The organism is Allostreptomyces psammosilenae (genome assembly GCF_013407765.1).
In the GTDB taxonomy this organism is placed as follows: Bacteria; Actinomycetota; Actinomycetes; order Streptomycetales; family Streptomycetaceae; genus Allostreptomyces; species Allostreptomyces psammosilenae.
In genome coordinates, this window is record NZ_JACBZD010000001.1 from 4,566,831 (window position 1) to 4,591,952 (window position 25,122).

A 25,122-nucleotide genomic window follows, 5' to 3' on the forward strand; every position below is an offset into this window, starting at 1 on the left:
ACCGGCCCCGTGCCGGTGGCTCAGCCGAGGGGGATCGGGCCCAGCGGCCCGCCGGCCACCGCGTCGGCGCAGCTCACGCAGTCGGGGTCGGCGCAGTGGGTGATGCCCTGGTCGGCGGTGATGGCGGCCACCGCCGCGTCGAGGGCCTCCTCGGCCGGGTAGGCCCGCCAGCGGGAGGCGCCCACCGTCACCGTGCGCTCCAGCGGGCGCAGGGCCGGCTCCAGCCGGCCGAACCCCTCCGAACAGCCGCCCGACTCGACCAGCACGATCCGCCCGTCGGCCTCGCGGGCGCACCGGGCGAACAGCCGCCGCCCGGACCGCTGCTCCGCCAGGTGCAGCGCCGTCATGCGGTTCAGGCCCACCCCGACCAGCAGCACCGCGCCGCCCGCCGCGGCGAGCGCCCGCACCGGTCCGTAGACGTCGACCGGGCTCTGCGCGGCGGCCAGTTCGTCGGCCAACGGCCCCAGCGCGGCGAAGGAGCAGTGCGGGTGCCGGCCGCGCCGCGCGCCCCGGCGGGCGATCAGCGCGGCCGGGAGCGCGCCCATGGTGGTGTCGACCAGGCCGCAGTCCGGCGAGTACACCGCCGCCTCGGCCCCGGAGTCGGCCCCGGCGTCCGGTCCGTCGCCCGCCCCGGGCCAGGGGCGGTCGTCGTAGACGCAGCCGTTGCGGGCGGGGCGCATCGCGGGCGGAGCCGGGACGTCGAAGTACTCCCAGGTGAAGGAGGGCACCAGCACGGTGCAGCCCAGGGCCAGCAGCGCGTCCAGCAGGGCGTCCGCCCCGCCCTCGACCGGCTCCCCGAAGGAGCGCAGGGAGGTGTGCGTCATCACCGGCCGCGCGGCCAGGCCCAGTTCCTCGGCCGCCCCGCGCAGCCGATCCGCGCCGACCACCATGACGTCCCCCTTCCCGCCACGCGCGCGGAGCCGTCCCGCCCCTCGGCAGCAGGATGACACGCCGTGGCCGCCGCCTCACCCGGATTTCCCGGAGCCCTCCGGTTCGGTGGGATCCGCCGGGCCGGCGAAGGCCACCGGGGCGGCGAAGGCGGCGCGCCGGGTGGCGCGGCGCAGGGCGAGCAGCACCGGCCGCCCGAGGACCAGGCAGAGCACGGCGGTCAGGGCGGCGCGCGGCACGTCCCAGCCGAGCGAGGTCGCCAGGACGTAGGCGGCGAAGCGGGTGAGGTTGTCGGCGAGCGGATCGCCGGGCACGAAGCTGATCGAGCTGGACAGCCCGGCGAGGTAGGGCCAGCCCTGGAGGTTCATCAGGATCCCGTAGCCGGCGGCGGACACCGCGCCGTAGCCGGCCAGGAGCAGCAGTTCCGGCCGGCCGCGCAGGGCCCGTCGGCCGCCGGCGCCGGGGAGCAGCCCGGCGCCCATCGACACCCAGCCCATGCAGAGCATCTGGAACGGCATCCAGGGGCCGACGCCGCCGGTGAGCAGCGCGGAGGCGAACATGGTCACCGCGCCCAGCACGAAGCCGAAGCCGGCGCCGAGGGCCCGTCCGGCGAGCACCATCAGGAAGAACATCGGTTCCAGGCCGGCCACCCCGGCGCCGACCGGGCGCAGCGCGGCGCCGGCGGCGGCCAGGACCCCGAGCATGGCGACGGCCTTGGCGTCCATGCCGCGGGTGGCGTCGCCGCGGCCCTCGCTGATCTGGGCGAGCACCACGGCGAGCAGCAGCGGCAGCAGCAGGGCGAAGAGCCAGGGGGCGTCGGCGGAGTGCTCGGCCAGGCCGGAGTTGGCTCCGGCCAGCAGCGGCCATCCGAAGGCGACCACGCCCACCAGGGAGACCAGGGCGACGGCGGCGGCCGAGCGGGGGCCCAGCCGGACGGCGTCGACCCGGACGGCGTCGGCTCGGGCGGCGTCGGCCCGGCCCGTGCCGCCCGGCCCGGTCGGGTGCCCGGCCGCCCGCCCGCCGCGGCGCCCGGTCACGTGGCGGGCCCCGTGACGGCGAGGGCGGCGACGGCCTGGTCCACCGTCAGCCATGGCCGGGGCGCGAACACCTTGGCGACCTGGGGCGCGAACTGCGGCGAGGAGACCACCACCTCCGCCGTGGGCCCGTCGGCGACGATCTCGCCGTCGGCCAGCACCACCACCCGGTCGGCCAGCTCGGCGGCCAGTTCGACGTCGTGGGTGGCGAGCAGCACGGCGTGCCCCTCGGCGGCCAGGGCGCGCAGCACCTCGACCAGCCGCCGCTTGGCGGCGTAGTCCAGGCCGCGGGTGGGCTCGTCCAGGAGCAGCAGCGGCGGACGCGCGGTCAGGACGACGGCGAGGGCGAGGCCGAGGGCCTGCCCCTCGGACAGGTCGCGGGGGTGGGTGCGGTCGGCCACGCCGGGCAGCAGCCGGGCGACCAGTTCCCGGCAGGTGCCGGGCGTGGCGTGGGCGTCCCGGTCGGCGGCGGCGCACTCGGCGGCGACGGTGTCGGCGTACAGCAGGTCGCGGGGGTCCTGCGGGACCAGGCCGACGTGGCGGACCAGCCGCGACGGGCTCAGCCGGTGCGGCTCCAGCCGCGGCGCGGCCGCCGCCCCCGCCGGCGGACCGTCGCCCGCCCCGCCCGCGGGTTCGCTCTCGGCCGGCCGCGCCGCGAGGAGCACGGAGCCGGCGGCGGGGCGGTGCAGTCCGGCCAGCGCGCCGAGCAGGGTGGACTTCCCGGCGCCGTTGCGCCCCATCAGGGCGACCACCTCGCCGGCGCGCAGCCGCAGCGTCACCCCGTCGAGGGCGCGCAGCGGGCCGCGGGCGACCACCAGCCCGGTCGCCTCGGCCAGCGGCGTGCGGTCGCCCGGCAAGGCGGGGGCGGGCCGCGCCGCCTGCCGCGGGGCACCGGCCGGCGTGGGCCCGGCCTGCGCGGACTCGCCGCGCGCGGACTCGGCGCGCAGCGGCGCGGCCCGGCGGCGCGCGTCCCGCACGCTGAGCGGCAGCGGACGCCAGCCCAGCGCCCGCCCGAGCCCCACCACCGGCGGGTGCACGGGCGAGACGGCCATCACCTCGGCCGGCTCCCCGACGACCGGCGGCTGCCCGCGCCCGGGCAGCAGCACGACGCGGTCGGCGTACTGCACGACCCGCTCCAGGCGGTGCTCGGCCATCAGCACGGTGGTGCCCAGGTCGTGCACCAGCCGCTGCAGCACGGCCAGCACCTCCTCGGCGGCGGCCGGGTCGAGCGCCGAGGTGGGCTCGTCCAGCACCAGCACGCGCGGGTGCACGGTGAGCACCGAACCGATGGCGACGCGCTGCTGCTGCCCCCCGGAGAGGGTGCCCAGCGGGCGGTCGCGGAGTTCGGCCAGCCCCAGCAGGTCGAGGGTCTCCTCCACCCGGCGGCGCATCACCTCCGGCGGGGTGCCGAGCGACTCCATGCCGTAGGCCAGTTCGTCCTCGACGGTGTCGGTGACGAAGTGCGCGGCCGGGTCCTGGCCGACGCTGCCGACGACGTCGGCAAGGTCGCGCGGCCGGTGGGAGCGGGTGTCCCGGCCGTCCACCAGCACCCGCCCGTGCAGGGTGCCGCCGGTGAAGTGCGGGACGAGACCGCTGACCGTGCCGAGCAGGGTGGACTTGCCGGTGCCGGACGGGCCGGCCAGCAGGCAGAGCTCGCCCTCGGGTATGTGCAGGTCGACGCCGGCCAGGGCCGGTTCGGCGGCGTCCGGGTACGTCACGCCGACCTGTTCGAGGCGGATCACCGGGTCTCGGTCTCCTTCGTGGCTGGGTCGCCTGGGCTGTTCCGTTCCGGCCGCCCCCGGCGCGCGCCGGGCACCGCGCGCTCCCCGCGCCCACCCCGCTCCCCGGGGAGGGGGCGGGCCGCCGCCGGGGCGCCGCGCCAGGTCGGCGGCGGTGGGGCGGCGACGGCCGGCAGCAGCCCCAGCAGCACCCCGGCGGCCGGGAGCAGCGGCAGCACCGGGGCGGTGGGCGGCGCGACCGTGGGGTGCAGGGCCGTCTCCGCGCCGGGCAGCAGGGACGCCGCCGTCATCAGCGCGGCGGCGGCCAGCCCGGAGCCGGCCACCAGCCACTCCGGCAGCAGCCAGCGGTCGGGCCGGTAGCGGGTGCGCGCGCTGCGGCGCCCGCCCAGCCGGAGCCCGACCAGGGCGCAGCCCAGCCCGGCCAGCAGCAGCGGCAGGCCCAGGGGGCCCGAGGTGGTGGCGAGCAGCCCGTAGCTGCCGGCGGCCACGCCCAGCAGGCCGACGAGCGTGCAGGCGGCGGTGGCGCGGCGGACGGCCGGGCGGACCGGCCGGGCGCGGCCGAAGCCGCGGGTGTCCATGGCGGCGGCGGTGGCGACGGAGCGTTCCAGGGCGCCCTCCAGCACGGGCAGCGCCACCTGGGCGAGGCCGCGCACGCCCCGGTCGGGTCGCCCGCGCAGCCGGCGGGCGGCGCGCACCCGGCGCACGTCCGCGAGCAGGTTGGGCGCGAAGGTCATCGCCACCACCACCGCCACGCCCGCCTCGTACAGCGCCCCGGGCAGGGCGCGCAGCAGCCGGTAGGGGCTGGCCAGGGCGTTCGCCGCGCCGACGCAGACCAGCAGCACGGCGAGCCGCAGGCCGTCGTAGAGGGCGAACAGCAGCGCCTCGGCGGTGACCCGTCCGCCGAGGCGCACGCCCTGCGCCCACTCCGGCAGCGGCACCCGGGGCAGCGTGAACAGCACCGTGCTGCCGCCGATCGGCGAGCCGAGCAGCACGGCGAAGAGCAGCCGGATGGCGAGCACCACCAGGGCGAGCCGCAGGAAGGCGCCGTAGGAGCGGGCCCACGGGGCCTGGCTCCGCCGGGCCGCGACGACGTAGCCGGCGACGGCGGCGAGCAGGGCGAGCAGCAGCGGGTTGCCGGTGCGGGTGGCGGCGGCGCCCAGGCCCAGCGCCCACAGCCACCAGGCCGCGGGGTGCAGGTGGCGCCGCGCGCGGGGGACCGGTGGGGGTGGGGCCGCCGCGGGGGTGCGTGGCGCGGTCAACGGTCGTCCCGGCTCCGGGCGCGTCGCACGCGTTGGACGCCGGCTCCGGCGGCCAGCGCCAGGAGCAGCGCGACGCCGACGCCCCAGCCGGCTGAGCCGCCCGACCCGCCGACCTCCCGCCCCGCGACGACGTGCAGCGACCCGCTCGGCTCGCCGCCCTCCAGGCCGTAGCCGGAGGGCAGGGCCGACGGCAGCCCGGTGGGGGCGCCCGGGGACGGGGTGGGCGCGTCGTCCCGTTCGACCGGCGCGCCGCACTCGTCCGTGGGGTAGCCGGCGATGGCGCACAGCATGCCGGAGGTGCCGTACCGCAGCGGCAGCAGTTCCGGAACGGCGGCCAGCACCTCCGCGGAGGTGGCGTCCTCGGCGACGCTCAGGCAGCCGGACCACGCCGCGGGCGGCGTCTGGCCGGCGGGGGCGTCCGCGGGGCCGCCGGGATCGACGACCAGTCCGACCCGCTTGCGGCCGGAGCGCTCCGGGGTGTCCGCGCAGAGCGCGGCGAAGTCGGGGCCGTCCGCCGGCGCGGCGTCCACCGCGCCGCCCTCGCTGGTGACGGCGAACCGCCAGCCGTCCACGGTGCCGTCCGCCGGCACGGCGGTGGCCGGCCCGGCGGTGGCGTACGACCAGCGCGCCGAGGCGCCCGGGGAGGTCTCCGACTGCCAGAACGACCAGTAGCGGTAGTCGACGGCCTGCGCCGGCGCGGCGGTGCCGAGCAGCAGGGCCGCGGGCAGCAGGCAGGCGACCAGCGCGCGCGGCGCCCGCCGGGTGGGGGATGGCCGTGTCATGGGTGACATGGTGTCACCGGCCGGGCGCGGGTCGCCCTGCCTCATTCGGCGCCGCCGCGACGCCGCATGGACACCATCACACCGGCCGCCACCAGCACCGCCAGGCCGCCGACGGCCGCCCACAGCGCCGTGCCGGGGCCGGAGGACCCGTCCCGCGTCCCGCTGTCGGCGCCGTCCGCGGCGACCAGGGCCGCCTCGGCGGACGGCTCCGGCACGCTGCCCGGGCCGGCGGCCGGCTCGGGGCCGGTGGCGGCCAGGCGGGCGATTAGGTCGACGCCGCCGAAGTCGGTGGGGGACTGCCCGGTGGCGACGGCCGCCAGCACCAGCACGCCCAGGGCGGAGGGGGAGTCGCCGGCGAGGAACTCCGCGGAGTTGGCGGTCAGCCAGTCCACCGCGGCGGACGCCTGGTCCGGGTAGCCGGCGGCGGCCAGGGCGAGCGCCGCGTAGGCGGTGGCGCCCGCGTCCGGGGTGGGCGCGGCGCCGGGCATCACCATCTCCAGGTGGCCGCCGCCCTGCTCCAGACGGGCGGCCAGGTGGGCGGCGACCGCGTCGGCGGAGGCCGTCTCGGTCGCCGCGTCGGTCGCCGTCGCGGTCGCCGTGCCGGCCGCCGCGTCGTCGGCGGGGCAGGGCAGCGGCGAGGGCGCGGCCGTGCGCTCGGCCGGCCGGGTCACCTGCAGGGCGGAGCCGGCGGCGGCGATGCCGGCCTGCGCCGACGCCAGGTCGTTGGCCGTGGTCGCCGTCTCGCCGTCGCGCTGGAAGGCGAAGCCGCCGCGCTGGTCGGCCGGCGCCGCGCAGTCGACCTGGAAGGACAGCAGCCCGTCGCGGGCCGACGTGCCCGCCCGGACGACCGTCCCCGGGTCCGTGCCGGTGGCCAGGAACGCGCTGGTGACCAGGGCGGTGGAGTTGCCGTCGCTGGTGTCGCCCGGGTAGTAGGACCAGCCGCCGTCCCGGTTCTGCACCGCGCGCAGCCAGCCCAGGGCGTTGTGCACGGCGGTGTCCACCCGCGCCTGCCGGGCCTCGTCGGCCTCGCCGATCGCGGCGCCGGTGGCGTCCAGCCCCTCGACGGCCACCAGGGCCTGCACCGCGACGGCGCTGGCGTTGGTGTCCTCGGTGCCGGTCTCGCAGGCGACGCTGGCATCGGCCCGGTAGGAGGTCCAGCCGCCGTCGGCGCACTGCTGCTCCAGCAGCCAGTCGACGGCGGACTCGGCCGGGACCGCCCCGACCGCGTCCAGCGCCAGCAACGCCAGCGACTGCCGGAAGACGCCGTCGTAGGTGGGGTCGGCGGCCCCGTAGAGCGCCCCGGAGGCCGCCGGCGTGGCGGACGGGGCGGCACCGGCCGGGTCGGCGGCGGTGCCGGCGGCGGCGGGCGCCGCGCCCAGCAGCGCGACGGCCGCGACGGCGGTGGCGGTGGCGGTGGCGAGGAGCTGACCCGCTCGGTTGTGGGCGGCGGAGGACATGCGGGCGCCTTCCTGTTCCTGCGGGGACGGACGGATGGGACGGACCAAGCCGGGCGGACGGGATGGTGCCGCGTGCGGCCCCGGGTAGTCGAGCGCCCCGCTCCCGGGAAGGCGGGGGCGGGGCCGGGCATATTTTACGTGCCGGTTTCCGACAGTTTGAGCGCGGGTTGGTCACCGGCCACTCCCGGCCCGCCCCCGGCCGCGCCGGATGATCGCCCGGGCGGCCGGCCACCGCGCGGCGGTCCCGGACGGCCCGGCGGCCGGCGGCGCCTGATCGTCCGTCCGGTGGCGGACCGTCGGGCACACCCGCCCGGCGCCGCCGAACGGGCCACCCGCCGGGCCGTTCGCCGAAGCCCGTGTGCACCCCCCGCGCCCCAGTGGCGGGCCCGCGGCAGCCGCCCCGGGCACCGTCCGTACCGATCGGTAACCTCTCCGCGCAGTGCCCGGGGCGGTCGTGCACCCGTTCGTCCCCCTCAGGTACGCTCCCGCGAGCAGGTACATTGGAGACGAGGGGACGCGAGTGACGGTCGAGTCCGCCGCGCCGGTACACCCGGCACCCGACCCGGCTCCCGAACCCGGACGGGCCACCGAACGCCCGCTGCGCATCGCCCTCCTCAGCTACAAGGGCAACCCCTACTGCGGCGGCCAGGGCGTCTACGTCCGCCACCTCTCCCGCGAACTCACCCGGCTCGGCCACCACGTCGAGGTCATCGCCGCCCAGCCCTACCCCGTCGTGGACGAGGGCGTCACCCTCACCGAGCTGCCCAGCCTCGACCTCTACCGGCAGCCCGACCCCTTCCGGGTGCCCAGGCTGCCCGAGTACCGCGACGCCGTCGACGTCCTGGAAGTCGCCACCATGCTCACCGGCGGCTTCCCCGAACCCCTCACCTTCTCCCTGCGCGCCCGCGCCCTGCTCAGCGCCCGCCGCGCCGACTTCGACGTCGTCCACGACAACCAGACCCTCGGCTACGGCCTGCTCGGCCTGCACCGCTTCGGGCTGCCGCTGGTCACCACCGTCCACCACCCGATCACCGTGGACCGCGACCTGGAACTGGCCGCCGCCCCCAACCGCCGGCGCCGCCTGTCGCTGCGCCGCTGGTACGCCTTCACCCGCATGCAGGGCCGGGTGGCCCGCCGCCTGCCGGACATCATCACCGTCTCGGAGTCCTCCCGCCGGGAGATCACCGAGCACCTCGGCACCGCGCCGGAGCGCGTCCGGGTCATACCGATCGGCGCCGACGCCCGGCTGTTCCGCCCCGACCCGGCCGTCCCCGAGGTGCCCGGACGGATCGTCACCACCTCCAGCGCCGACGTGCCGCTCAAGGGCCTGATCCACCTGGTCGAGGCGCTCGCCAAGATCCGCGTCGAACACCCCGGCGCCCACCTCGTCGTCGTCGGCAAACCCCGGCCGCAGGGCACCGTCGCCCGCGCCATCGAGGACCTCGGCCTCACCGAGGCCGTCGAGTTCCGCCACGGCATATCCGACGCCGACCTCGCCGACCTGGTCCGCGGCGCCCAGGTGGCCTGCGTGCCCTCCCTCTACGAGGGCTTCTCGCTGCCGGCCGCCGAGGCCATGGCCACCGGCACCCCGCTGGTCGCCACGACCGGCGGCGCCGTGCCCGAGGTCGCCGGCCCGGACGGGCAGACCTGCCTCGCCGTCCCCCCGGCGGACTCCGGCGCGCTCGCCCAGGCCATCGGACGGCTGCTCGCCGACGCCCCGCTGCGCCGCCGCATCGGCGAGGCCGGCCGGCGGCGCGTCCTGGAGCGCTTCACCTGGGAGAGCGCGGCCCGCGCCACCGCCGAGCACTACCGCCGGGCCATCGCCGCGCAGCGACCGGACTCCGCGGCCCGCTCACCCGCCTGACGCACCGCACGCACGCCACCCCACGCCACCCCAGACCAGTCCGCCCAGCCCGCCGCGACCCGCCTGACGCACCCGCAGCCAGCCCCCCGCCCCTCCCCCCGGCCCCTGACGCAAGGGCTGGCCGGCCGAGCCGAACGGAGCGCCCGCCCCGTGCTGACCGTTGACTTCGCACGCTTCCCGCTCGCCCCCGGCGACACCGTCCTGGACGTCGGCTGCGGCGCCGGCCGGCACTCCTTCGAGGCGTACCGGCGCGGCGCCCGGGTGGTCGCCCTGGACCGCAGCGCCAAGGACGTCCGCGAGGTGGCCACCATGTTCGCCGCCATGGCGGCGGAGAAGCAGGTGCCGGCCGGGGCCGAGGCCATCGCCATGGAGGGCGACGCGCACGCGCTGCCCTTCCCCGACGACTCCTTCGACAAGGTCATCGCCTCCGAGATCCTCGAGCACATCCCGGACGACAAGAGCGTCCTCGCCGAGGCCGCCCGGGTGCTGCGCCCCGGCGGCCTGCTCGCCGTCACCGTGCCGCGCTGGCTGCCCGAGCAGATCTGCTGGAAGCTCTCCGACGCCTACCACGAGGTCGAGGGCGGCCACATCCGCATCTACCGCGGGGACGAGCTGGTCGCGCGCATCGAGGAGGCCGGGCTGCGGCCCTACGGCACCCACCACGCGCACGCCCTGCACTCGCCCTACTGGTGGCTCAAGTGCGCCTTCGGCGTGGACAACGACCAGGCGCTGCCCGTCCGGGCGTACCACCGGCTGCTGGTCTGGGACATCATGAAGCGCCCGGCGCTGACCCGGCTGGCGGAGAAGGCCCTCGACCCGGTGATCGGCAAGAGCCTGGTCGTCTACGCCACCAAGCCGCACCGCACGCCGGCCGACCTGGCCGCCACCGACCGGGCGGCCCGCCGCGGCGCCCCACGCCCCGCCGACCACACCGGCCCCACTGACCCCGCCGCCCCCGCCGGCCTGGCCGGCCTCCCCGACCCGGCCGACCGTTCCGCCGCCTCGGCCCGCCCGGGCAACACCGCCGGCGGCGAAGGCGACGCCACATGAGCACCCCTCCGCCGCCCTCCGCCGGCGCCCCCGCCGCCCCGAGCACGCCCGCGCCGGCCCGCACACCGGTGCCCGCGCCCCGCCCCACCTCGGTCGCGACCCCCCTGCCCGCCGCGTCCCTCGCGGTCTCGGTCTCCGACCACCTGGCCCTGCCCGGCGTGCTCACCCCCGAGGAGGCCGCCGCGACCGCCGGCGCGATCGCCGCCGTGCAGCTCGCCGACGGCGCCATCCCGTGGTTCCCCGGCGGCCACCTGGACCCGTGGGACCACGTCGAGGCCGCCATGGGGCTGGACGCCGCGGGCCTGCACGAGCAGGCGGAGAGCGCCTACCTGTGGCTGGCCCGCCGGCAGAACCCGGACGGCTCCTGGTACGCCGCCTACCGCGACGACCTGGCCACCGACCGCAAACGGGACGCCAACTTCACCGCCTACGTCGCCGTCGGCGCCTGGCACCACCACCTCGCCACCGGCGACGACGCCTTCCTGGACCGGCTGTGGCCGACCGTCCGCCGGGCCCTGGACTTCGTCGTCGGCCTGCAGAACTCCACCGGCGAGATCCGCTGGCACCGCGCCGAGGACGGCACCGCCCCCGACGAGGCCCTGCTCACCGGATCGTCCAGCATCCACCAGGCGCTCCGCTGCGGCCTGGCCATCGCCGACCACCAGGGCAGCCCGCAGCCGGAGTGGGAACTCGCCGCCGGACTGCTCGGCCACGCCGTGCGCCACCACCCCGAGCTCTTCCTGGACAAGTCCCGCTACTCGATGGACTGGTACTACCCGATCCTCGGCGGGGCGCTGCGCGGACCGGCGGCGCTGGCCCGGCTGGAGGCCGACTGGCCGCGCTTCTACGTCTCCGGCCTGGGCGCGCGCTGCGTCTCGGACCGGCCGTGGGTCACCGGCGGGGAGAGCGCCGAGCTCGCCCTGGCGCTGTGGGCGGTGGGGGAGTCCGACCGGGCCCTGGAGATCCTGCAGGCGCTCGGCCGGCTGCGGCACGCCGACGGCCTGTACTGGACCGGCTACGTCTTCGAGGACGATGCCATCTGGCCCGAGGAGCGCACCACCTGGACGGCCGGCTCGCTGCTGCTGGCGGTCGCCGCGCTGGGCGGGGACCCGGCCACGGCGTCCGTCTTCGGCGGCGGCGAACTGCCCGAAGGGCTGCCCGTCGAGCCCGGCACCTGCCCGGTGCGCGGGGCGCGCTGCACCCACGAGTGACGGGCCCCGCCGGACGGGCGCGGCACGGCGGTCCGGCGGGCGCGGTTCTCGGGCGGTGCGGTCTTCGGGCGGCGCGGTCGTCCGAGGGCACGGCGGGTGCGGGTGCGGGAGCCGACCACGGTGGACGGGCGCGCACCGGGCCGACGCCGGATCCGCCGTAGCATCCGGGCCATGTCACAGACCCTCGGATCCTCCCCGGACCCCTTCGGCCGGTTCTCCGTCACCCTGCGGGGCCGTCACTTCGCCTACCTGGACACCGGGCCGGTGGCCGGCCGCGGCAGCCCCGTCCTCGCCCTGCACGGACACTTCGGCCGCGCCCTCCAGTACGCCCCGCTCGCCGCCGCCCTCGCCGGCCGGCACCGCGTGGTGGCCCTCGACCAGCGCGGCCATGGGCACAGCGAGCACGGCGGCGACTTCCACCCCGACGAGTACGTCGCCGACGCCGCCGCGCTGCTGCGGCACCTCGGCCTCGGCCCCGTCGTGGTCCTCGGCCACTCCATGGGAGGCGTCGTCGCCTACCGCCTCGCCGCCCGCCACCCGGAGCTGGTCCGCGCCGTGATCGACGAGGAGGGCTCGGCCGTGATCGGGCCGCCGGTCCTGGACATCACCGACTGGCCCCCGCTCGCCCCCAGCCGGTCGGCGCTGGCCGCCGCCATCGTGGCCCGGGGCATCCCCGATCCCGCCTACTTCATGGCGAGCGCCGTGCCGCTGGCCGACGGCCGGTGGCGGCTGCTGTTCGACGCGGCGGACATGCTCGCCTCGCAGCGTGCCCTGCTCGGCGACTGGTGGCCGGACTGGCTCGCCTCCACCTGCCCCGCCCTGCTGCTGCACGGCACCGCCAGCCCGCTGCTGCCCACCGCGACCGCCCGGGAGATGGCCGAACGGCGCCCGCGGACCACGCTGCGGGAGTTCCCCGGCGCCGGGCACTGGGTGCACGAGGACGACCCGCGCGGCCACCTCGACGCCGTCCGCCGCTTCCTGGCCGAACTGGACGGTCTGGCCGAACTGGACGGTCTGGCCGAACTAGACGGCCTGACCGAACCGGGCGGCCTGACCGAACCCGACCGCCTCGCCGAAGCCGACGGCGCGGGCTCCTGACCCCTCTCCCTCGCCGTGTTGCCCCGCGTTACTCCGCCCGCTCCGGCTTCCGGAGCACCTCGACCAGGGCCGAGATGTTGTGGTCCGCGTGCCCCTCCTCGACGGCCCGCCGCACCAGCCGGTACATCGGCTCCATCCAGTCGGCGTCGACGCCGGCCTCCTCGGCCACCCGCTGCTCGTCGGCCAGCGCCCCGTCGAAGAGGCCGACCGCGGAGAACGGCTCGCCGTAGTCGCCGGCGTCGATCTCGTCGGCCAGGGCCGGCAGGATGGAGCTGATCATCTCGAACCACTTGATGGAGTACGGCACCATTGACCGAGCCGGCAGGCCGCGGGCGGTGATCAGGGCGGCGCCGTGGAAGAAGCCGACCAGGGCCGGCAGCAGGGTGCTGCCCACGGCGGACTCGTACAGCGCGGCGAGGTCCACCTCGTCGCCGAGGTGCACGGTGTCGCCGCCCAGCGCCCGCAGCGTGGCCTCGTGCTCGTCGAACACCGCCCGGTCGCCGCTGTAGTACAGGAGGGTGTCCGGCCCGCCCACCGCCTGCGGCACGTTCTTGACCGCCCCGTCGAGGAAGCGGGCGCCGTGCGCGCTCGCCCAGGCGGCCGTCTCGCGGGCGTCGTGCGGCCCGCCGCTGTTCAGCGTCACCACGGTGCGCCCGGCCAGCGCGGCCGCGGCCGGCTCCAGCGCTTGCCGAGTGGCGTCGTAGGTGCTCAGGCAGGTCACCACCAGCGGGCTCGCCCGGACCGCGTCCTCGACGGTCGCGGCCCGGCGCGCGCCCCGGTCGACCAGCGGCGCGGCCCTCCCGGCGGTCCGGTTCCACACCGTCGTCGGATGTCCGGCCGCGAGGAACGCCTCGGCCAGCGCCCTGCCCATCGAACCCAGTCCCACGACGGTCACCGGTGCGCGGTCGTCCCCAGTCATGTCGTTCCGTCCAATCCCCAGTCGGTTTCCGAGAAATGCGCGAATGCGGACGGCGGCGTCGGTGCCGGTTGATATCGGCGCGCCGCCGGTTCCATGCTGGGGCCGGAGCGAACATTCCCTCAAGTACCGACATTTCTGTGCGGTACTTACCTTTCTGTCAGTGGAGTGGTGATGAAGAAGCGGTCCTACACCTGCGGACTGGACGCCGCGATCGACGTCATGGGGGGCAAGTGGAAGGGGCTGATATTGTTCTCGCTCGGCGACGGCCCGCTGCGCTTCGGGGAACTGCGGCGCGCGGTTCCCGGAATCAGCGAGCGGATGCTGATCCTGCAACTGAGGGAGATGGAGAACAGCGGCCTGGTGCACCGTGAGGTCTACCACCAGGTGCCGCCGAAGGTGGAGTACTCGCTCACCGATTTCGGCCGCTCCCTGAACACCGCGCTCGTTCCGCTCGGCGAGTGGGGCGAGGCCAACATGGACCGCATCGAGGCCATCCCCTAGCACCCGGCCGGCCCCCCGATCCCGCCCTCGATCCGACGACGTCCCACCACCCCCGGCGCGTCCGGCGTGTTCGACGCCGGCGGCCCTGTCCCGGCATCGGCCAGGGCGGTAGCGTTCGAGGTGGGAGGGTGGCCACCGGCCGCCGTCCGGGCCACGGTGGATGGACGAGGAGAGGGCGCATGCTGGACTTCGAGCGGTGCACGGCCGGGCTGATCGCGGAGACCGAACGCCTGGCGGACACCGTGCGGGACGCCGAGGGCGACGCCATCGTGCCGACCTGTCCCGAGTGGACGCTCGACGTCCTGATCAAGCACGTCGGCCAGTGCCACCGCTGGGCCGCCGCCGCCGTGCGCTCGCCCGAGCCGAGGATGCCCGAGGAGACCGAGATCGAGGCGCTGCCCGTCCCCGACGAGGCGGACGAGCGGATCAAGTGGCTGCTCGCGGGCGCCGGCGACCTGGCGGACGCCCTGCGTGCGGCCGGCCCGGAGCACCCGGTGTGGACCTGGGCCAAGGATCCGCACGCCCGCTTCTGGGCCCGGCGGATGCTGCACGAGACGCTGGTGCACCGCGCCGACGCCGCGATCACCACCGGGGCCGAGTTCCTGGCGCCGGACGAGATCACCGCGGACGCCGTCGACGAGTTCCTGGACAACCTCACCACACCCGGGCTGGCCGAGGAGGGGGCGGAGGCGACGCCCGCGCCGCTGCGCGGCGAGGGGGAACGCCTGGTCTTCGCCATCCGCCCGGCGCCCCGGGCCGGTGCGGAGTTCGTGCGGGCCTGGACGGTGACCCTCACGCCGGACGGCTTCACGGTGGCCAACCAGCCGACGGCGGGCCGCTTCGCGGCGGCGGACCTCGGCCCCCGCGACGCCCTGCTGGCCGGCGACGCCACGGCCCTGCTGCTGGCCATCTACCGCCGCCTGCCCACCGGCGCGCCGGGCGTGGAGACCGCCGGCGACGAGGAACTGCTGAACCGCTGGCTCACCCACACGGCTTTCTGACGGCCGAGGATCTCCTGGATCTCCGCGCTCTCCGCGGGGCGTGTCCGTGCCCCGCGGAGAGCGCGGAGATCGCGGCGCTCTGTGCTGGGCTCGGCTCTGTGCTGGGCTCGGCTGTGTGCTGGGCCGGGCTCTGGGCCAGGGCCGGCGCGGCGGGCATGCGCTGCCACAGAGAGCCGCTGCCGCAGAGTGCCACTGCTCGCAGCGACCGCCCGGGATGGTGAAACCTTTCCCCCCGTCCCCCCCCCCATTGGGGGGCTCGCGACCCCCTTCTTCAGGATCCCATGGGAAGCATGGTCGGTGGCAGCCCTTGATGGCAGCCCTGTGGAAAACTCACGGCGCGTCCATGACATTTCGTGAGGTGGCGATGGGTGAGTGCCCGGTCGTGAGGATCGTCGCCGTGTGGCGCAGCGATGAGGGCGCCCTGCACGTGCTGCCGCCCTGCGGCCGTTGCCGGGAGTTCATCCGGCAGATCGACCCGGCCAACCTCGACACCGAAGTCTTCCTGGGCCGTGTCGAATCGAGGTGGCTCCGCGAGTTGCTCCCGGCCAACGAGTGGCCGAGCCCGCTGGACTGACCCGCCCGCTCCACCGCCTGTTCCTCCCACCCGAGTCGTGCCTGTGCCTGCCGCTTCCTCCTGAGTCGCGCCTGTTACTCCAATGGAGTCGGGAGAAAGGAGATGGACATGACATTCCTCGAATCTTCTCCCACCAGCGCCCTGGGGGGACCCCCTTCTTTTACGGTTTCATGAAATTTTGGCGTGTCGGTAGACCCCTCTTCCGAGCTGTGGATAACTCGGTGAACCGTCAACTGTTCGCGGAGTCCATCCCCGCCGGTGCCGGTGCCGGAAAAGGTGAGGGTCCCTCCGGCCGTGGCCGGAGGGACCCTCATGCGCTCGCCGCTCGATCTTCCGGCGGCCTCACGCCGTTCGGCGCGGGCGCCGGCTCAGCCGCGCTGGATGCCGGACGTGTTCTGCAGCAGTCCCTGCGCGCCCTCCTGGGTCTGGGCGACCAGCGCCGCGCCCCGCGCGTCCACCGCGAGGTACCAGACGCCGGGGTGCAGCTCGCCCACGACCCCACCTGCCGGGTTGTCCACCGGCACCAGCTGACGCACCTCCGGCACGGCGAACCAGAACGGGGCAAAGGGCTCGGCACCGCCCGCGGCGGGCGCACCCGCCCCGCCCTGCTCCTGCGAGGGCTGGGGCTGGGGCTGGGGCTGCTGAGCCTGCTGCGGCTGCCCTCCCTGCTGAGGCTGCTGAGCCTGCGGCGCCTGCTGCTGCGCACCGGTCGACGGCTGCGGGTAGCCGTACCCGGCGCCGGGCTGCTGCTGCGCCGGGCCGGGCTGCGGGTAGCCGTACCCGGCCGGCTGCGCTCCCATCGGGCCCTGCTGTCCGGGGCCCTGCTGTCCGGGACCCGGCTGCCCCGGCTGGCCGGGCTGGCCCTGCTGGCCGTAGGGGTACGCGTAGGCGCCGCCCTGCTGCGGGTACATGCCCGGCTGCCCCGGCTGCCCCATCGCTCCCGGATGCCCCATGGCCCCCGGCTGGACGGCGGCCGGCGGGCGGTTCGGCAGCAGCGGCGCCTTCAGCGCGGGCACCTGCCCGCCCGCCACCACCCCGAACGCCAGCACCAGGGCGAACAGCAGGGTGAGGAACGCGCCGAAGCCGTGCTCACCCTCGGAGAACAGGCCCCACAGCGCCGACCAGGCCGCCGCCACGCCCAGCGCCGTTCCCCACTGCGGGAGCGTGAGTCCGGCGATCGCCCGGTCCATGGGGCGGAACCGGGGCACCAGGTAGAGCACCGCCGCGATGACGCCCAGCCAGTACACCGCCTGCGTCAGCGGCCACAGGGCCTGGTCCCAGCCGTTGTAGCTGTAGCTGCCGTACTGCGTCTCGTCGCTGTAGTACGGCAGGAAGGAGGCGATCAGCAGCAGCAGCGCCCCACCGGCGACGATGGTGTCGCCCCGGGTGATCGTGCGCAGGTTCACAGGAAGGTTCCTCGGTTCTCTCGGTCGTCGTCCGGGCCTGCCGCGGGGGCGCGCCCGACCCTACCCGGGTGCGAAGTGACGATTCATCCATCACGCGGACAGCGATCCGCAACGGTTTCACCCGATCATGTCTGATTCCACCCACCCTCCTCCTCAATGACGGTCTGCGTCGCGCGTCTATGACAACTCAGGAGCCGGGGCGGTCCGTGGTCAGGAAGGCGGTGAGCGCGTCGGCGACTCCGGCCGCGGCGCGCCGCCGCCACTTGGGATCGGCCAGGGCGGCGGCGTCCTCGGCGTTGCGCATGTTGCCGCACTCCAGGAACACCTTCGGCACCTGTGACAGGTTCAGGCCACCGAGGTCGGAGCGGACGTCCAGCCCGCTGCCACCGGCCAGGTAGTCGGCGACCGGCATGCCGGTGGCCGCGCCGAACGCCTCCCGCAGCCGCTCGGCGAGCTCCCGGGACGGCGCCACGACCTTTTGGTTGTCGGCCGTGCCCGCGTCCACCGGCCCCGGCGCGATCACGTGGAAGCCCCGGCCGGTGGCCGGGCCGCCGTCGGCGTGCAGTGACACCGCTGCGTCCGCCCCGGCCTCGTTGCCGATCCGCGCCCGCTCGTCCACGCACGGCCCCCAGGGCCGGTCCCCGTCGTGGGTGAGCACCACGTCGGCGCCGCGTTCCCGCAGTTCCTCGCGCACCAGCCGGGCGAGGTCGAGGGTGAAGGCGTACTCCGGATTGCCGGCGGCGTCCTCGGCGCCCACCGTGTCGCACTCCTTGTGGCCCGTGCCGACGTCCACCTGCTCGGCGATCTCCGCCGGGTGCGCTGCGTTCCCCGGGTTGTGCCCGGGATCGATCACCACGGTGCGGCCGGCCAGCGGCGGCACCTCGGCCGTCGGGGTCGGAGCCGGCGTCGCCGTCGAATCCCCCGTCGGCGCGGCGGACGGCGTCGGGGCGGGCGCCGTCCCGGTGGCCGCCCCCGCGGACGGGGAGGGCGACGCCGATGTCACGGCCGGCCCGCCCCCGCCCCCGGGCACGCCCTCGGCGTCCCTGCCGAGCAGTCCGCACCCGGACAGCGTGACGGCCACCAGCAGCGCGGAGGCCGCCGCGGCGACAGCCGCACCGGTGTTCCCTCGGCTCACTCTCCCCCCGGCTCTCACCGCTGGCTCCTCGCCTCCCCCTCCGCGAGGGCCCCGGGCTCCGCCTCCCCAGGGGCCTCCCCAGGGGCCTCCCCGCGGGCCTCAACGGGGGCGGGCCCGCCGACCCGGCGCAGCACGCGCAACGAGCCCGTGGCGGAGACCTCCACGAACTCCCCGCCGTCCAGCGCCCGCCGGTAGAGGTGACGGTAGGGCGCCTGACCGCCGTCCGCCGGGTCGGGGAAGACGTCGTGCACCACCAGCAGGCCACCGGGCACAACCTTCGGGGCCCACCCCCGGTAGTCCGCGAGCGCGTGCTCGTCGGTGTGTCCGCCGTCCACGAACACCATCGCCAGCGGCCCGCCCCACAGCGCGGCCACCCGCGGGGAGCGGCCGACCACGGCCACCACGTGCTCCTCCAGCCCGGCGCGGTGGAGCGTGCGGCGGAAGCGGGGGAGGGTGTCCATGACGCCCAGTTCGGGATCCACCAGGGTGGGGTCGTGGTACTCCCACCCGGGCTGCTGCTCCTCCGAGCCGCGGTGGTGGTCGACGGTCACCACCACCGTCCCGGCCTCCCGGGCGGCGGCGGCGAGCAGCAGCGTGGAGCGCCCGCAGTAGGTGCCGATCTCCAGCAGCGGCAGTCCGCGGCCGGGACCGTCGCCGGCCGCCTCGACGGCCGCCCGGTACAGCGCCAGGCCCTCGTCCTCCGGCATGAACCCGTCCGCCGCCCGGAACGCCGCCAGCACCTCGGGGGTGGGGGAGACGGCCCCGGGGGCCGGGTCGGCGTGCGGGGCCGGGGCCCTCGTTTCCGACGTGGTCATGGGTGCAACCCCCGCTTTCCGGCACAGGCGTACGGCACGTGGTGTACGGCGCAGGCATCAGGCATCCGGGTACAGGCGCGGAGGGCCGGCGGCCCGGCGGCGCCGTGCCGACCCTACGGGATCTCGGATCCGCCGTGCTGGCGGGGGAGAGGACGCGCCCCGGACACCGGCCGGTTGCCGGCCCCCGGCGGACGGGCCCGGCGGGCGCCACGGCGATGCCGTGGCCGGTGCCACGGCGGGTGGCTCGGCGCGCGGCTCGGCCGGCGCCCCGGCGAGCGGCTCGGCGGGCGGCACGGCCGGCGGCCCACGGCGCCCGGGGCGCCGGCCACCTGCTTCGGGGTAACCTCGGACCGTGTCGACCCCCGATCCCCCCGCCGTCCCGAAACTGTCCGAGGTGCTCACCCTGCTCGACGAGCGCTACGACCCGGCCTGGGCCGAGCCGTGGGACGCCGTCGGGCTGGTCTGCGGTGACCCGGACGCCCCCGTCCGGCGGGTGGCGCTCGCCGTGGACCCGGTGCAGCCCGTCGTCGACGAGGCGCTCGCCGGCGGCGCCGACCTCCTGATCACCCACCACCCGCTGTACCTCAAGGGCACCACGGGGGTGCCGGCCACCACCTTCAAGGGGCGCGTCGTGCACACCCTGATCCGTGGCGGCTGCGCCCTCTACACGGCGCACACCAACGCCGACACCGCCGATCCCGGCGTCTCCGACGCGCTCGCCGCGGCGCTCGGCCTGACGGTGCTGCGGCCCCTCGTGCCGGATCCGGGCGACCCCGACGGCCGGCGCGGGATCGGACGCGTCTGCGCGCTGCCCGAGCCGCTCACCCTGGCCGAGTTCGCCGAGCGGGCCGCCCGGTCGCTGCCGGCCACCCGCGCGGGGCTGCGCGTGGCGGGGGACGGCGGGCAGGTGCTGCGCACGGTGGCGGTCAGCGGCGGCGCCGGAGACTCCTTCTTCGCCGAGGTGCGCGCGGCGGGGGTGGACGCCTACCTCACCGCGGACCTACGGCACCACCCGGCCGCGGAGGCGCGCGAGGCCGCCCCGGTCGCGCTGATCGACGCGGCGCACTGGGCGACCGAGCACCCCTGGCTGGACCAGGCCGCCGAGCTGCTGCGCGAGGACGCGGCCCGGCGCGGGTGGGAGATCGAGGTCACCGTCTCGCGCCTGGTCACCGACCCGTGGACCAGCGCCTGGCCCGCGAGCACCGACTGACCCGCGACCGCGCGCGCCGCCAGCCGCCGCCGTCGCCACCGAGGGGCCCACGCGGAGGGACGGGCCCCCGGGCACGCGGCGGCCCGGCGGGCCGACGGCTCCGGCCCGTGGGCCGGGGCCCGTCCGGCGCCGCCGGGCGACCAGGCCGGGGGCCGGCCGCGTTCGGCCCGCGCCGATCCGGGCCCGCGTCGCCGCCGGCCCGCTCCGCCCCGGCCCTCGCCGCCGGCCCGGCCCCCGCCGGCAGGCGGGCCTCCGCCGGCCGCGCCGGCCTTGTCACCGACCACCGCGGGCGCGGGTCCCAGAGACCTCCCGCACCGCCCCGACGAACCCAGGAGTCCTGACCAGTGAAAGCCGCCCCCGCAGACCAGCAGCGCCTGCTCGACGTGCAGGCCCTCGACCTCCGGCTCGACCAGCTCGCGCACCGCCGCCGCAACCTGCCGGAACACGCCACGATCGCCGAGCTGAACGGCACGCTGGCCAAGGACCGCGACCTGCTGGTCGCCGCCCGCACCCAGGAGGGTGACGCGGCCCGCGAGCAGACCAAGGCCGAGCAGGACGTCGACCAGGTCCGCACCCGTGCCCGGCGCGACCAGGAGCGTCTGGACTCCGGCGCCATCACCTCCCCCAAGGACCTGGAGAACCTCCAGCGGGAGATCGTCTCCCTGGGCCGCCGCCAGGGCGACCTGGAGGAGGTGGTGCTGGAGATCATGGAGCGCCGGGAGGCCGCCCAGGCGCGCGTCGCCGAGCTGGAGGCCCGCACCGCCGAGACGGAGGCGGCCATCGCCACCGCGCGGGAGCGGCTGGACCAGCTCACCGCCGAGATCGACGCGGAGTCGGCGAGCGTCGCCCGCGAGCGCGAGGCGGTGGCCGCGGCCGTGCCGGCCGACCTGATGGCGCTCTACGAGAAGCTGCGCGGGCAGTTCGGCGGCGTCGGCGCGGCCAAGCTGTACCAGAAGCGCTGTGAGGGGTGCCGGCTGGAACTGGGCGTCACCGACCTCAACGACGTCCGGGCCGCCGCCCCGGACGCGGTCGTCCGCTGCGAGAACTGCCGTCGAATCCTGGTGCGGACCGCCGACTCCGGTCTGTGACCGGTGCGGCGGGGGCGCGCGAACGGGTAGGAATCGGTGGCGGACGACGTGAAGGTGGGCCAGCGGTGAGCGAGCGGGTTCTGGTGGTGGAGGCGGACGGCGGGTCCCGGGGAAATCCCGGCCCCGCCGGCTACGGGGCCGTGGTGCGGGACGCGGCGACCGGTGAACTGCTCGCCGAGACGGCCCAGTACATCGGCCGGGCCACCAACAACGTCGCCGAGTACCGGGGCCTGATCGCCGGACTGCGCGCCGCCGCCGAGATCGACCCGGCCGCCCGGGTCGAGGTGCTGATGGACTCCAAGCTCGTGGTGGAGCAGATGTCCGGGCGCTGGAAGATCAAGCACCCGGACATGCGGCCGCTGGCCACCGAGGCCCGCGCGGCGTTCCCCGCCGAGCGGGTCGTCTACCGGTGGGTGCCGCGCGCGCAGAACAGCCACGCGGACCGGCTGGCCAACGAGGCGATGGACGCCGGCGGGGCCGGTCGGCAGTGGGTCGCCACGACCATCCCGGCACCGCAGCCCGCCGCCGCTCCCGCCACGGCGCCCGCCGGCGCCGCCGCTCCTGCCACGGCGGCCACGGCGGCCACGGCCGGAGCCGCGCGCGCCGGGGCCGCTCCCGCCGGCACGCCCACCGCGACCGCGCCCACCATGACGGCGCCCACCGCACCCACCGGGACCATGCCCGGCACGCCGCCCGCCGGCTGGGCCGCCGACCTCGGCACCGCCACCACCCTCCTGCTGCTGCGGCACGGCGAGACCCCGCTCACCCCGCTCAAGCGGTTCTCCGGCACCGGCGGCGACGACCCCGAGCTCTCCGAGCGCGGCCTCGACCAGGCCCGGCGGGCCGCCGAGGCGCTGGCAGCCGGCGGCGGCATCGACGCCGTGGTGGCCTCGCCGCTCGCCCGCTGCCGGCAGACCGCCCAGGTGGTGGCCGACCGCCTCGGGCTGCCGGTGCGCGTCGAGGAGGGGTTCCGGGAGGCCGACTTCGGCGCCTTCGAGGGGCTGACCTTCGCCGAGGTCCAGCAGCGGATGCCGGACGCGCTGAACGCCTGGCTGGCGGACACCGCCACCCCGCCGCCGGGCGGGGAGAGCCTGCGCGAGGTGGCCGGCCGCGTCGCGGTGGCCCGCGACCGGACCATCGCCCGCTTCGCCGGGCGGACGGTGCTCGTGGTCAGCCACGTCACGCCGATCAAGGCGCTGGTCGCCCAGGCCATCGGCGCACCGCTGGAGTCGCTGTTCCGGATGGAGCTGTCCGCCGCCTCGCTGACCGCCGTTCAGCACTACCCGGACGGCAACTCCTCGATGCGCCTGTTCAACGACACCGCCCACCTGCGCTGACCGGCGTCGTCGCACGGGATGGGAGGGGCGGACGGGCGGGAGGGACGGGAGGGGGGCGGGCCGCGCCCGGCTCCCCCGCGGCCCTCCCGCCGTCAGACCTGGTGCAGCCCCCGGCCGGCCAGGGAGAGGAAGACCTCGCCGACGGCCTCGGAGAGCGTCGGGTGGGCGTGCACGTGCTGGGCGACGTCGCCCGGCTCCGCCTCCCAGCCCACCACCAGCTGGCCCTCCGCGACCATCTCGGAGACGTGCGGCCCCACCAGGTGCACGCCGAGCACCCGCCCGACGCCCCCCGCCGCGCTGCCGGCGCGCTCGGCCACCACCTTCACCATGCCGCCCTGCCCGTGCACCATCCCCTTGGCGACGGCGGTCAGCGGCATGCTGTTGGTGACCACGTCGTGCCCGGCGGCCCGGGCCTGCTCCTCGGTCAGGCCGACGGCCGCCGTCTGCGGACTGGAGTACGTCACCCTCGGCACGCTCGCGTAGTCCACCGGCCGCGGCGCCAGCCCGGCCAGGTGCTCGGCGACCACCAGCCCCTCCGCGAAGGAGGCGTGCGCCAGGCCCAGCGAGGGCGGCGGCAGCAGGTCGCCCACCACGTGCACCCCGGGCACGGCGGTCTCCAGCCGGTCCCAGTCGGCGGGCGGGACGAAGCCGCGGGCGTCGGTCGCCAGGCCGATCCGCTCCAGCCCCAGGCCGTCGGTGACCGGTGCGCGGCCGACGGCCACCAGCAGCCGCTGGGCCACCAGCTCCGTCGTCTCCCCCCGCGCGGTGCGGACCGTCGCCCGCACCGCCCCGCCACCCGGCCCGGACTCCGGCTCGGTGACCGCCTCCAGCAGCCGCGCCCCGGTGAGGACGCCGATGCCGCGGCGCCTGAACCCGCGGGCCAACTGGCGGCTGACGTCGGCGTCCTCCAGGGGAACCAGCCGGTCGGCGGCCTCCACCAGGGTCACCTCGGCGCCCATGGAGCGGTAGAAGGAGGCGTACTCGCAGCCGATGGCGCCGCCGCCCAGCACCACGACCGACGCCGGCAGGTCGGCGGCGAACAGCGCCTCGTCGCTGGTCAGGATGCGCCGGCCGTCCGGCACCAGGCCGGGCAGGGTGCGCGGGCGCGACCCGGTGGCCAGCACCAGCCCCCGCCGCGCGGTCAGGCTGGCCGGCGTGTCGGGCGCACCGAGGGCGCCGCCGGCTCCGGCGGTGGCGCGGGGATCCATGGCCCCCGAGGGCGTGATGGCCACGGAGCGCGGTCCGGTCAGCGTCGCCGAGCCGCGCACCACCGTCACGCCGGCGTGCGCCAGGTGGCCCTCCACGCCCAGGTGGTTGCGGCGCACGATGTCGTCCCGGGTGGCGATCAGCGCCGCGTAGTCGACGCCGTCCAGGCTCGCCCTGACGCCCCACCGCTCGCCCGCCTCGGCGATGCCGTCGACCAGCTCGGCGGCGTGCAGCATCGCCTTGCTGGGGATGCAGCCGCGGTGCAGGCACGTTCCGCCCACCAGGTCCCGCTCGACCAGCGCGACCCGCAGCCCGAGCGCCGCCGCCCGCAGCGCGGCGCTGTAACCGCCGGTCCCGCCGCCGATCACGATGACGTCGGTCTGGTCGTACACGTGGGCCCCCAGAAGGAAGGAATGGACCACCGCCCGGGGGTCCTCCCGGGCCGGCGGGCCGGTCGCTGCCCGGCTCCGCCCCACTCTCCATCCGCGACCTAGGATGAGTCCAAGTCCTAGTTTCGATCGATCCGATGACGGCTGCTCATGGGTGGGCGGGAGAGGTGGGGGCGCGCCGCGATGAGCCTGCGTCAGATGGAGTACTTCCTGGCGATCGTCGAGCAGGGCTCGTTCACCCGCGCCGCCGAGGAACTGATGGTCACCCAGTCCGCGCTCTCCCACCAGGTCAAGGCGCTGGAGCGGGAGCTGGGCGGGGAACTGCTGGAGCGGCTGCCGCGCAGCGTGCGGCTCACCCCCATGGGGCGCGCCTTCCTGCCGCACGCCGAGACGGCGGTGCGCGGCGCCCGCCAGGCCCGCCGCGCCGCCCGCGCGGTGGGCGACGGCGCCTCCGGCGAGCTGCACCTGGCCACCCTGCACGCCACCGCCCACGGCACCCTGCCGCCGGTGCTGCGCGCGTGGCGGCGCCAGCGCCCGGGGACCCGGGTGGTGCTGCACGAGTACGCCACCGTGCCGGAGCTGGAGGAGGCGATGGCCCAGGGCGTGGCGGACCTGGCGGTGGGCCCGCCCCCGACGGGGTGGGGCGGCCCGCTGGTGACGCTGGGCGTGGAGGAGTACGTCTTCCTGCTGCCGGACGACGACCCCCTGCTCGGCGGGCCCGCGGGCCCGGCCCGCGGCCGGATCTCGGTCGCCGAGCTGGCGGACCGCTCCTGGATCCGCTGCCTGATGGAGCCCGGCCTCCAGGGGCCCGGCCCGGCGTTCCTCGACAGGCTCTGCGGGGAGCACGGCTTCGCCCCGCGCACGGCGGTGCTGGCGCACCACACCTCCACCGCGATCCGGCTCGGCGTCGACGGCCTCGGCGTGGTGCTCTGCGCGTCCTCCCTGGTGCCGCCGGAGCTGGTGGGCCGGGTGATCGGGGCCGACCCGCCGCTGCGCCGCGCCCTGACCGCCTACACCCGGGTCGCCGCCAGCGGCGTGGTCGCCGTCTTCCTGGACACGCTGCGCGCGCACACCGTGCTGGTCCCGCCGCGGCTGGAGGAGCGGCTGCGCGTGGGGGAGTGAGCGGCGGGGGACGCCCGCGACGCGGGGCCGGGCTTCC

Annotated in this window: 22 protein-coding genes; 11 read left to right on the forward strand and 11 right to left on the reverse strand. The window is 76.9% G+C overall.

The annotated features are described in order from the left end of the window. Positions 1–20: 20 nt before the first annotated feature. From FHU37_RS18855 to FHU37_RS18880, 6 genes are all read right to left on the reverse strand, one after another. On the reverse strand, positions 21–890 hold the full coding sequence (locus FHU37_RS18855) for an AAC(3) family N-acetyltransferase (RefSeq protein ID WP_179815318.1): 870 nt from the start codon (positions 888–890) through the stop codon (positions 21–23). 75 nt (positions 891–965) lie between these two features. Further along, the gene (locus FHU37_RS18860) at positions 966–1,979 is read right to left on the reverse strand and encodes an ECF transporter S component (protein WP_179815319.1); all 1,014 of its coding nucleotides are present in this window, start codon (positions 1,977–1,979) and stop codon (positions 966–968) included. After that, positions 1,922–3,664, reverse strand: a complete 1,743-nt coding sequence (locus FHU37_RS18865) for an ABC transporter ATP-binding protein (RefSeq protein ID WP_179815320.1) — start codon at positions 3,662–3,664, stop codon at positions 1,922–1,924. The genes FHU37_RS18860 and FHU37_RS18865 overlap by 58 nt, the downstream gene beginning before the upstream one ends. Then, positions 3,661–4,920, reverse strand: coding sequence for an energy-coupling factor transporter transmembrane component T family protein (locus FHU37_RS18870; RefSeq protein WP_376773966.1), 1,260 nt, complete (start codon positions 4,918–4,920; stop codon positions 3,661–3,663). Before FHU37_RS18870 ends, FHU37_RS18865 begins: the two co-directional genes overlap by 4 nt. Then, on the reverse strand, positions 4,917–5,702 hold the full coding sequence (locus FHU37_RS18875) for an SCO2322 family protein (protein ID WP_246449995.1): 786 nt from the start codon (positions 5,700–5,702) through the stop codon (positions 4,917–4,919). Before FHU37_RS18875 ends, FHU37_RS18870 begins: the two co-directional genes overlap by 4 nt. Before the next feature lie 41 nt (positions 5,703–5,743). Then, on the reverse strand, positions 5,744–7,159 hold the full coding sequence (locus FHU37_RS18880) for an SCO2321 family membrane protein (protein WP_179815322.1): 1,416 nt from the start codon (positions 7,157–7,159) through the stop codon (positions 5,744–5,746). Between the two features lie 520 nt (positions 7,160–7,679). Between FHU37_RS18880 and FHU37_RS18885 the strand changes: the two genes are divergently transcribed. From FHU37_RS18885 to FHU37_RS18900, 4 genes are all read left to right on the forward strand, one after another. After that, a complete protein-coding gene (locus FHU37_RS18885; protein ID WP_179815323.1) occupies positions 7,680–9,023 on the forward strand; it encodes a glycosyltransferase family 4 protein in 1,344 nt (447 codons plus the stop codon). A gap of 150 nt (positions 9,024–9,173) precedes the next feature. Next, positions 9,174–10,073, forward strand: a complete 900-nt coding sequence (locus FHU37_RS18890) for a class I SAM-dependent methyltransferase (RefSeq protein WP_179815324.1) — start codon at positions 9,174–9,176, stop codon at positions 10,071–10,073. Continuing rightward, a complete protein-coding gene (locus FHU37_RS18895; protein WP_246449997.1) occupies positions 10,070–11,284 on the forward strand; it encodes a prenyltransferase/squalene oxidase repeat-containing protein in 1,215 nt (404 codons plus the stop codon). Before FHU37_RS18890 ends, FHU37_RS18895 begins: the two co-directional genes overlap by 4 nt. 171 nt (positions 11,285–11,455) lie before the next feature. Next, positions 11,456–12,382 carry an alpha/beta fold hydrolase gene (locus FHU37_RS18900; RefSeq protein ID WP_179815325.1) on the forward strand — a complete coding sequence of 309 codons (927 nt, stop codon included), beginning with the start codon at positions 11,456–11,458 and terminating at the stop codon, positions 12,380–12,382. Positions 12,383–12,410: 28 nt separating this feature from the next. Here the strand turns inward: FHU37_RS18900 and FHU37_RS18905 are convergent, their stop codons facing one another. Further along, positions 12,411–13,301, reverse strand: coding sequence for an NAD(P)-dependent oxidoreductase (locus FHU37_RS18905; RefSeq protein WP_179815326.1), 891 nt, complete (start codon positions 13,299–13,301; stop codon positions 12,411–12,413). A gap of 171 nt (positions 13,302–13,472) precedes the next feature. Here FHU37_RS18905 and FHU37_RS18910 point away from each other — a divergent pair, with 171 nt between their 5' ends. The 3 genes from FHU37_RS18910 (at position 13,473) to FHU37_RS18920 (ending at position 15,377) form a co-directional block, all read left to right on the forward strand. Continuing rightward, positions 13,473–13,802 carry a winged helix-turn-helix transcriptional regulator gene (locus tag FHU37_RS18910; RefSeq protein WP_179815327.1) on the forward strand — a complete coding sequence of 110 codons (330 nt, stop codon included), beginning with the start codon at positions 13,473–13,475 and terminating at the stop codon, positions 13,800–13,802. 179 nt (positions 13,803–13,981) lie between these two features. After that, a complete protein-coding gene (locus FHU37_RS18915; protein WP_179815328.1) occupies positions 13,982–14,803 on the forward strand; it encodes a maleylpyruvate isomerase family mycothiol-dependent enzyme in 822 nt (273 codons plus the stop codon). A gap of 382 nt (positions 14,804–15,185) precedes the next feature. Beyond that, positions 15,186–15,377 (forward strand): hypothetical protein, encoded by a 192-nt coding sequence (locus FHU37_RS18920; RefSeq protein WP_179815329.1) that lies wholly within the window; start codon positions 15,186–15,188, stop codon positions 15,375–15,377. Positions 15,378–15,745: 368 nt separating this feature from the next. Here the strand turns inward: FHU37_RS18920 and FHU37_RS18925 are convergent, their stop codons facing one another. From FHU37_RS18925 to FHU37_RS18935, 3 genes are all read right to left on the reverse strand, one after another. Further along, positions 15,746–16,783, reverse strand: coding sequence for a hypothetical protein (locus tag FHU37_RS18925; protein WP_179815330.1), 1,038 nt, complete (start codon positions 16,781–16,783; stop codon positions 15,746–15,748). 187 nt (positions 16,784–16,970) lie between these two features. Next, positions 16,971–17,918: an N-acetylmuramoyl-L-alanine amidase gene (locus FHU37_RS18930; protein WP_312892668.1), complete on the reverse strand. Its 948-nt coding sequence runs from the start codon at positions 17,916–17,918 to the stop codon at positions 16,971–16,973. A gap of 14 nt (positions 17,919–17,932) precedes the next feature. Then, positions 17,933–18,625, reverse strand: a complete 693-nt coding sequence (locus FHU37_RS18935) for a class I SAM-dependent methyltransferase (RefSeq protein WP_246451051.1) — start codon at positions 18,623–18,625, stop codon at positions 17,933–17,935. 460 nt (positions 18,626–19,085) lie between these two features. Between FHU37_RS18935 and FHU37_RS18940 the strand changes: the two genes are divergently transcribed. The 3 genes from FHU37_RS18940 (at position 19,086) to FHU37_RS18950 (ending at position 22,368) form a co-directional block, all read left to right on the forward strand. Further along, complete coding sequence (locus FHU37_RS18940) at positions 19,086–19,943, forward strand: Nif3-like dinuclear metal center hexameric protein (protein ID WP_179815332.1); 858 nt, start codon at positions 19,086–19,088, stop codon at positions 19,941–19,943. A gap of 344 nt (positions 19,944–20,287) precedes the next feature. Beyond that, positions 20,288–21,031: a zinc ribbon domain-containing protein gene (locus tag FHU37_RS18945; protein WP_179815333.1), complete on the forward strand. Its 744-nt coding sequence runs from the start codon at positions 20,288–20,290 to the stop codon at positions 21,029–21,031. Positions 21,032–21,096: 65 nt separating this feature from the next. After that, complete coding sequence (locus FHU37_RS18950; RefSeq protein ID WP_179815334.1) at positions 21,097–22,368, forward strand: bifunctional RNase H/acid phosphatase; 1,272 nt, start codon at positions 21,097–21,099, stop codon at positions 22,366–22,368. Positions 22,369–22,460: 92 nt separating this feature from the next. Here FHU37_RS18950 and FHU37_RS18955 read toward each other — a convergent pair whose 3' ends face one another. Beyond that, complete coding sequence (locus FHU37_RS18955; RefSeq protein ID WP_312892669.1) at positions 22,461–23,966, reverse strand: FAD-dependent oxidoreductase; 1,506 nt, start codon at positions 23,964–23,966, stop codon at positions 22,461–22,463. Between the two features lie 180 nt (positions 23,967–24,146). Here FHU37_RS18955 and FHU37_RS18960 point away from each other — a divergent pair, with 180 nt between their 5' ends. Beyond that, a complete protein-coding gene (locus FHU37_RS18960; protein ID WP_179815335.1) occupies positions 24,147–25,085 on the forward strand; it encodes a LysR family transcriptional regulator in 939 nt (312 codons plus the stop codon). Positions 25,086–25,122: the final 37 nt, after the last annotated feature.

Bases quoted from the DNA above. Each gene is read 5' to 3' on its own strand.
- FHU37_RS18855 (WP_179815318.1), bottom strand. From the start codon at position 890: ATGGTGGTCGGCGCGGATCGGCTGCGCGGGGCGGCCGAGGAACTGGGC.
- FHU37_RS18860 (WP_179815319.1), bottom strand. From the start codon at position 1,979: ATGGCTGACGGTGGACCAGGCCGTCGCCGCCCTCGCCGTCACGGGGCC.
- FHU37_RS18875 (WP_246449995.1), bottom strand. From the start codon at position 5,702: ATGACACGGCCATCCCCCACCCGGCGGGCGCCGCGCGCGCTGGTCGCC.
- FHU37_RS18880 (WP_179815322.1), bottom strand. From the start codon at position 7,159: ATGTCCTCCGCCGCCCACAACCGAGCGGGTCAGCTCCTCGCCACCGCC.
- FHU37_RS18895 (WP_246449997.1), top strand. From the start codon at position 10,070: ATGAGCACCCCTCCGCCGCCCTCCGCCGGCGCCCCCGCCGCCCCGAGC.
- FHU37_RS18900 (WP_179815325.1), top strand. From the start codon at position 11,456: ATGTCACAGACCCTCGGATCCTCCCCGGACCCCTTCGGCCGGTTCTCC.
- FHU37_RS18905 (WP_179815326.1), bottom strand. From the start codon at position 13,301: ATGACTGGGGACGACCGCGCACCGGTGACCGTCGTGGGACTGGGTTCG.
- FHU37_RS18910 (WP_179815327.1), top strand. From the start codon at position 13,473: ATGAAGAAGCGGTCCTACACCTGCGGACTGGACGCCGCGATCGACGTC.
- FHU37_RS18915 (WP_179815328.1), top strand. From the start codon at position 13,982: ATGCTGGACTTCGAGCGGTGCACGGCCGGGCTGATCGCGGAGACCGAA.
- FHU37_RS18935 (WP_246451051.1), bottom strand. From the start codon at position 18,625: ATGCCGGAGGACGAGGGCCTGGCGCTGTACCGGGCGGCCGTCGAGGCG.
- FHU37_RS18960 (WP_179815335.1), top strand. From the start codon at position 24,147: ATGAGCCTGCGTCAGATGGAGTACTTCCTGGCGATCGTCGAGCAGGGC.